Annotated in this window: 3 protein-coding genes and 1 pseudogene; all 4 read left to right on the forward strand. The window is 41.2% G+C overall.

Features of this window, described 5'->3' with window-relative positions:
- Positions 1 to 3,470, forward strand: a 3,470-nt coding sequence (rpoB, locus tag RYP29_RS07475) for a DNA-directed RNA polymerase subunit beta (protein WP_311532856.1), incomplete at its 5' end; no start/stop codon positions are given.
- A gap of 56 nt (positions 3,471 to 3,526) precedes the next feature.
- Positions 3,527 to 7,705: a DNA-directed RNA polymerase subunit beta' gene (gene rpoC, locus RYP29_RS07480; protein WP_399452318.1), complete on the forward strand. Its 4,179-nt coding sequence runs from the start codon at positions 3,527 to 3,529 to the stop codon at positions 7,703 to 7,705.
- A gap of 361 nt (positions 7,706 to 8,066) precedes the next feature.
- Positions 8,067 to 8,312, forward strand: coding sequence for a ribosomal L7Ae/L30e/S12e/Gadd45 family protein (locus RYP29_RS07485; RefSeq protein ID WP_005377124.1), 246 nt, complete (start codon positions 8,067 to 8,069; stop codon positions 8,310 to 8,312).
- Positions 8,313 to 8,388: 76 nt separating this feature from the next.
- A pseudogene (locus RYP29_RS07490) lies at positions 8,389 to 8,554 on the forward strand (30S ribosomal protein S12); the annotation flags it as partial.

Genomic DNA, 8,554 nt, shown 5'->3' on the forward strand with positions numbered 1-8,554 from the left:
GCATTGTTCGTACATTAGAAAAAGATACAACTCAATCTGCTGATGAAGCATTGGTAGAAATCTATAAAAAATTACGTCCAGGTGAACCTCCTACTGTAGAATCTGCTCGTAATTTATTCGATAATTTATTCTTCGATGCTCGCCGTTATGATTTAGCGCGCGTAGGTCGTTATAAATTAAATAAAAAACTAGGATGGCGTCAACGTATGTTGGGTCAAACATTGGCACAACCAATTGTTGATACTGAAACAGGTGAAATCATCCTTGATGCAGGTGTACAAGTTGGGGAAGAACAACTTGATATCGTTGCTAAGAGCGGTGTATTTAGCGGTGAAGGTTTTGCTGAATTCTATATCACTAATCCAGATGGTGTAGTATCCAAAATCATTTGCAACAACTGCAACTTAGAATTTAACCATCGTACAGTTACAAGAGAAGATATGATTGCTAATATCTCTTACCTCTTGAACTTGATGGATGGTGCCGGCCATACAGATGATATCGACCATTTGGGTAACCGTCGTCTTCGTTGCGTAGGTGAATTGTTACAAAATCAATTCCGTATTGGCTTGACTCGTATGGAACGTGTTGTACGTGAACGCATGACAATTCAAGAAATTGAATCCATTACGCCTCAAGCGTTGATTAATATTCGTCCTGTTGTAGCAGCGATTAAAGAATTCTTTGGTTCTTCTCAGTTGTCTCAATTTATGGACCAAACAAACCCATTAGCAGAATTGACACATAAACGTCGTCTATCTGCCCTTGGACCTGGCGGTTTATCTCGTGAACGTGCAGGTTTCGAAGTTCGTGACGTGCATCACTCTCACTATGGCCGTATGTGTCCTATTGAAACACCAGAAGGTCCTAACATCGGTTTGATTAACTCCTTATCTAACTATGCGAAGGTTAATGAATTCGGTTTCATCGAGGCTCCATACCGTAAGGTTGAAAAAATTTACGGCGAAGGTGCTGACGCGGATAAGGTTGTAAAAGTACGCGTATCTGAAAGCGTTACTTATATGACTGCCGATGAAGAAGAAGGCATGACAATTGCCCAAGCGAACTCTCCTCTTGATGCAGATGGTTGTTTTGCTAATGACCATGTAGCATGTCGTCGTGGTCATGACGTATTAGAAGTAACACCTGATAAGGTTGATTACATGGACGTTAGTCCAAAAGAAGTTGTATCCATCGGTACAGCTATGATTCCATTCCTTGAAAACGATGATGCGAACCGTGCCTTGATGGGTGCGAACATGCAACGTCAAGCGGTGCCTTTGCTCCGTGCTCAAGCACCTTTAGTTGGTACAGGTATGGAATATACAGCGGCTACTGACTCTGGCGTTTGCGTATTGGCACGCGAAGCTGGTAAAGTCGTACGTTGCTGGGGTAATGAAATCCACGTTCTTCGCGATAGCGATGGTCGTGTTGATACATACCGTTTGAATAAATTCCTTCGTTCTAACCAATCCACATGCTTTAACCAAAAACCAATCGTTAATCGTGGTGACCATGTTGTAAAAGGCCAAGTATTGGCTGATGGTCCTGCTACTGATGGTGGTGAATTGGCTCTTGGCTTTAATGTTCTTGTAGCGTTCATGCCTTGGGAAGGTTATAACTACGAAGATGCTATCTTGCTTAGTGAAGAACTTTGCAAAGAAGATATCTATACATCCATTCATATTGAAGAATACGAATGTGATGCGCGCGACACTAAACTAGGTGCCGAAGAAATCACTCGTGAATTGCCTAATACTGGTGATGATACACTTAAAAACCTAGATGAAGATGGTATCATTTGCATCGGTGCAGAAGTACATCCTGGTGATATCCTCGTAGGTAAAGCTACACCAAAAGGCGAAACTGAATTAACACCAGAAGAACGTTTGTTACGTGCTATTTTTGGTGATAAAGAACGCGAAGTTCGAGATACATCCCTCCGTGTGCCTCATGGTGAATGTGGTAAGGTTGTAGACGTTAAAGTGTTCACTCGTGAAAATGGTGATGAGTTACAACCAGGTGTAAACAAACTTGTTCGCGTTTACATCGCTCAAAAACGTAAAATCCACGAAGGCGATAAAATGGCCGGTCGTCATGGTAACAAAGGTGTCGTTTCTCGCGTAATGAGAAAAGAAGATATGCCATTCCTTCCAGATGGTACTCCAGTACAAATCGTATTGAACCCATTGGGCGTACCTTCTCGTATGAACATTGGTCAGGTTCTTGAAACTCACTTAGGCTGGGCTGTTCAAGGCTTGGGCATGAAAATTAAGGCTACAGATCTTCATATTCAAAATGTATTGAAAGAAGCGCGTACTGATGAATCCTATTGGGAACAAATCGATGCAATTCGCAAATTATATGCTGAAATTGAAGAGTTAGAAGCTAAAGCGAAAGAAGATGTAACAGTAGCTCATTTTGATATTGATGAAAAAATCATCGATTTGAAATCTCAAATCTTAGGTCACGTAGAAGAAGCTGCTCAAAAGAAATTGGCTGCACTTGGTGGCGAAGCTCGTTACAATGAATTGAAAGCATTAGAATCTAAATACAATGCACTTCACATGGAATATTTCGGCACTGAAGAAGAAGTGCCTGAAATGGATCCAGCTCTTGTTGAAGAATTAGAACGCATCAACAAGGTACGTGCTACATTGAACCATATCGAAGAAGCTCGTGCTAAACGCGTTGAAATTCGCAAAGATTTGGAGAAATTAGGCTATGACTATGATACCTATGGTATGCCAAAACCGGATGTAGCTGGTATTCATATCGCTACACCTGTATTTGATGGTGCCCATGAAAAAGATGTATTCGAAACATTGGATATCGCTGGTCGCCCAGATGATGGTAAAACCGTATTGTACGATGGCCGTACCGGTGAACCTATGGATAACCGTGTAACGGTTGGTTACGTATACATGTTGAAACTTCACCATTTGGTTGATGATAAAATTCATGCGCGCTCCACAGGTCCGTACTCCCTTGTTACACAACAACCATTGGGTGGTAAAGCTCAATTTGGTGGCCAACGTTTCGGGGAAATGGAAGTTTGGGCCCTTGAAGCATATGGCGCAGCCTATACTCTTCAAGAACTATTAACTGTTAAGTCTGACGACGTTGTTGGTCGTGTTAAAGCATACGAAAAAATCGTTAAAGGCGAAAATATTCCTGAACCAGGTGTGCCTGAGTCCTTCAAAGTATTGCTCAAAGAACTTCAAAGTATCGGTCTAGATGTAAAAATCTTGAACGAAGATCAAGAAGAAGTTGTTATGAAAGAACTTGATGACGAAGATGAAGTGGTAGAAACTGGTATTGAAGATGTTATGGACGGCGATGCTGTTGAAACAGATGAAGTAACAGTTGTAGACCCAGAAGCAGAGGAAGAAGTATCTAATGGTGGCGATGATGATATTCTTAGCCAATTAGCATATCCAATTAGTGAATCCTCCGCAGATGAAGACTGATACTGAATATTAGGAAGGGAGCGATAGTAGTGCTAGACGTAAATGAATTTGATTCCATGCGAATCGGTTTAGCCTCTCCAGAGCAAATTTTAGAATGGTCTCATGGGGAAGTTAAAAAACCAGAAACAATTAACTACCGTACGTTAAAGCCAGAACGTGATGGTCTATTTTGCGAACGCATTTTTGGACCAACAAAGGACTGGGAATGTCACTGCGGTAAATATAAACGCATCCGCCATAAAGGCGTTGTCTGCGATAAATGTGGCGTAGAAGTAACACGTGCTAAAGTGCGTCGTGAACGTATGGGCCATATCCAATTGGCTACACCTGTATCCCATATTTGGTACTTCAAGGGTATCCCATCTCGTATGGGCCTTATCCTTGATGTATCTCCACGTTCCTTGGAACGCGTATTGTATTTTGCTTCCTATATCGTAGTTGATCCTGCAGGTAGCCCATTGGCAAAACGCCAATTGTTATCTGAACAAGAATACCGTGAATACGAAGCTCAATTCAATGAAGAAGGATATACTATCGGTGGTAAATCCGTAGTTATCGAAACTGTGGCACAACGTAATGAACGTTTGGCTATCGTTCGTGAAGCACAACGTAAAGAACGTTATAATGCAGCACTTCGTGAAGATGCTACAATTCCAGAAGCTGATAAAGAATATGAAGAATTAACTCGTGAAGAACGTTACGAATTAGGTGCTACAGAAGAAATCTTATTCGTATGTATCGACATGGGTGCAGAAGCGGTAAAAGCATTATTATCTGAACTTGATTTAGAACAATTAAATGCTGAATTGCGCGAAGAGTTGAACACTGCAAGTGGTCAACGTAAAATCCGTGCCGTTCGCCGTCTTGAAGTAGTAGAAGCATTCCGTCAATCTGGCAACCGTCCAGAATGGATGATTATGGATGTCGTTCCTGTTATCCCACCTGAATTGCGCCCTATGGTTCAATTAGATGGTGGTCGCTTTGCTACATCTGACCTTAATGATTTATATCGTCGTGTTATCAATCGTAACAACCGTTTGAAACGTTTGTTGGACTTAGGTGCTCCTGATATCATCGTGCGCAACGAAAAACGTATGCTGCAAGAAGCTGTTGACGCATTGATCGATAATGGTCGCCGTGGTCGTCCTGTAACAGGCCCTGGCAACCGTCCATTAAAATCCTTGTCCGATATGCTTAAAGGTAAACAAGGTCGTTTCCGTCAAAACTTGCTTGGTAAACGTGTTGACTACTCCGGTCGTTCCGTTATCGTAGTAGGTCCTGAACTTAAAATGCACCAATGTGGTTTGCCTAAAGAAATGGCATTGGAATTGTTCAAGCCATTCGTTATGAAACGCTTGGTAGAACGTGGACAAGCATCCAATATTAAGGCTGCTAAGCGCCAAGTAGAACGCGTAGGCCCTGGTGTATGGGAATCCTTGGAAGAGGTTATCAAAGAACATCCAGTTCTCTTGAACCGTGCCCCTACATTGCATAGACTTGGTATTCAAGCTTTCGAACCAATCCTTTGGGAAGGCCGTGCTATCAAATTGCATCCATTAGTATGTACAGCCTTCAACGCCGACTTTGACGGTGACCAAATGGCTTGTCACTTACCATTGTCCGTAGAAGCTCAATCCGAAGCTCGTACATTGATGCTATCCGTTCATAATATCTTATCAACAAAAGATGGTAAGCCAGTTGCTGTTCCATCTCAAGATATGATTTTGGGTACTTATTACCTAACAGTTGTACGCGAAGATACTCGTGATAAAGCAAAAACATTTGCTACATATGACGAAGTAATGCTTGCTTACGATTCTCATGTTATCGGATTGCAAGATATTTTATACATTCGCTTGCCTGAACACGGTCGCGTAGAAACTACAGCTGGTCGTTTGATCTTTAACAACGCTTTGTTCCCAGAATTATGGCAATATGAACAAAAAGAAGACGGTACTTACACATTGGGTAAGGTTATGGATAAGAAGACGGTTGGTAAACTTGTAGATCAATGTTTCCAATTATTCGGCAATGAAAAAACTGCTGAACTCTTAGACAGAATTAAATCCCTTGGTTACTCCTTTGCACGTCGTGCAGGTATGACAGTAGCCATTGCGGATATTAAAGTACCAGAAGAAAAATTCGATTTACTTGATACTGCAGAACAAGAAGTAGAAAAAGTATCTCGTCTATATCGCCGTGGTCTTATTACAGAAGAAGAACGTTATCGTAAAACTATCCAATTGTGGACAAAAGCAACAGAAGATGTTACTGATGCCATGATGGATAATATGGCGCGCGATAAAGATGGCTTCAACCCTGTATATATGATGGCTATCTCCGGTGCCCGTGGTAACAAACAACAAATTCGTCAGCTTGCTGGTATGCGTGGTTTGATGGCTGACCCATCTGGTCGTATCATCGACTTGCCAATCAAGGCAAACTTTAAAGAAGGTTTGACTGTATTGGATTACTTTACGTCCTCTCATGGTGCTCGTAAAGGTTTGGCCGATACAGCACTTCGTACAGCTGACTCCGGTTATTTGACTCGTCGTCTTGTTGACGTATCTCAAGACGTTATCGTTCGTGAGGACGATTGTGACGTTGTAGGTATCGATCTCGTTCGTGAACGCGCTCGTTTGGCTACATCTCCACGTCAAGCTCTTGAAATGTTGAAAGACAAATTGATTGGCCGCGTTCTCGATAAAGATGTAGTAAATGTTGAAACAGGTGAATTAGCTGTTCCTGCAGAAACTATTCTTGATGAACAAAGCTTAGCAGATATCGCAGATGCTGGTGTAACAGCTATCTCCTTGCGCGGTGCACATTTAGGCTCTGATAGCGATATTAACCATACTAATTTGGTACAAAAGATCCTTCTTGGTGAAAGCGACGATAGTATCCGTGCGACATTAAAAGAAACTATGGTTCAAAATATGTTGAACAAGGATACTGTAAATGCTATCGTGGACAGCAATGGCGTAGAAATCTACCCTGCTGATACACGCCTTACAGAAGAAGGTATCGAAGCAATTCTAAACTCTGATGTAAAAGAGGTACAAGTACGCAATAATGAAATCAACGGTATTGAAGTAGAAGCTATCGTTGAAGGTACGGGTATTATTGAACCATTGAAAGACCGTATCGTAGGTCGTATTGCAGCTGAAGAATTAATCAATAAGGAAACTGGTGAAGTTATCGTTCCATTGAATGGTGAAATTACTGAAGAACTTGCTGATGAAGTTGTAAAACATTACGATGTTGTTAAAATCCGTTCCGTATTGACTTGTCGCAGCCCTTATGGCGTATGTCGTAAGTGCTATGGTCGTGACCTTGGTACAGGTGACCAAGTTCAAGTCGGTGAAGCAGTTGGTATCATTGCGGCTCAATCCATCGGTGAACCTGGTACACAATTGACAATGCGTACATTCCATACAGGCGGTGTCGCAGGTGACGATATCACACAAGGTTTGCCTCGTGTTGAAGAATTGTTCGAAGCTCGTAAACCAAAACGTAATGCAATCATTGCTGAAAATGAAGGTGTAGTACGTGTTGTACCTAACGAAGGTAAAAAAGGTACTAATACTATCTTTATTACAGGTGAAGATGGTATTGAACTCGATTACCTCATCCCTTATGGTTCCCGCATTATCGTTAAAGACGGTGATGTTGTATCCTTGGGCGCACGTTTGACAGAAGGTTCCATTAATCCTCATGACATCATGCGTGTAATGGGCACACAAGCAACACAACGTTACCTCGTATACGAAGTACAAAAAGTATATAAATCTCAAGGTGTAGAAATCAACGATAAACACATTGAAGTTATTGTTCGTCAAATGCTTCATAAAGTTAAAATCGAAACTGCTGGCGATGCAGATATGCTTCCTGGCGACATGATTGATATCAACACATTTGATGAAGAAAATCGTCGTTTAACATTGAATGGCCGTGAAAATGCTACTGGTAAACGTACATTGTTGGGTATTACTAAAGCTGCATTGGCTACAGATTCCTTCTTGTCTGCTGCATCATTCCAAGAAACTACACGTGTTCTTACAGATGCTGCTATTAAGGGCAAAATCGATCCATTATTGGGTCTTAAGGAAAATGTTATTATCGGTAAATTGATTCCTGCCGGTACTGGTATGAGCCGTTACCGTAAAATTGAAGTAGTTAAAAAAGCTCCTGAAATTTTGGAATTAACTGATGACGGTGAAATCATAGAAAAATAAGGTTTTATAGCTTATAGCTATGATTAGAAAATAAAAGAGATATTCCTAGATTGTTAAATAATTTAGGAATATCTTTTTTTGTTATATCAATTTTGCATAACAAGACTGCGTCAATAGAATTGAATATGTATAAAGTGTATAAAAATAAGCAAAATTATCTATATTTGTATAAAAAAACGAGAATACTTCATGGAATTCTTATAAATGATACACACGGATAGGTGTACATATTAAATACAGTGAAATAGCGGTTTTGAGTGTTAAAAAACCTTTGACATGCGTTTGAGTAATTGATATACTTACATAGTGCTTAGAGGGCAAGTGCGCCCTGAGCATAGTTTCGTAAGGAGAAGATGTAACCATGGACATTGCCCATTTGGCATCGGCGAACAAGACAATAGGTGCTAAGCAAACGATTAAATCAATTGCAAAAGGCTCTGTTAAGTTTGTGTTTCTCGGCTGCGATAGCGATAGCTACGTAGTAGATCCTGTACGGATGGCTTGCGTGGAACATAATATACCGTTCGACGATAAGCATACGATGGATGACCTTGGTCGTGCGTGCCGCATTAAGGTGCGGGCCACAGCGGTAGGCATCCTACGTTAATCTCGGTAATATCCGATGTAACAATTTGTTATGACGGATCAATTATAAATCTCAAATTTGGAAAGGAGGTGCCCAAATGCCAACAATTAATCAGCTAGTACGCAAAGGTCGCATGAGCTTGACTAAAAAATCTACAGCTCCAGCGCTTCAAGAATCTCCACAAAAACGTGGTGTATGTACTCGTGTGTACACAGCTACTCCAAAGAAACCAAACTCCGCGCTTCGTAAAGTTGCCCGTGTAC

This window comes from uncultured Veillonella sp. (assembly GCF_963534045.1).
Classification (GTDB): Bacteria; Bacillota; Negativicutes; order Veillonellales; family Veillonellaceae; genus Veillonella.

Bases quoted from the DNA above. Each gene is read 5' to 3' on its own strand.
- rpoC (WP_399452318.1), top strand. From the start codon at position 3,527: ATGCGAATCGGTTTAGCCTCTCCAGAGCAAATTTTAGAATGGTCTCAT.
- RYP29_RS07485 (WP_005377124.1), top strand. From the start codon at position 8,067: ATGGACATTGCCCATTTGGCATCGGCGAACAAGACAATAGGTGCTAAG.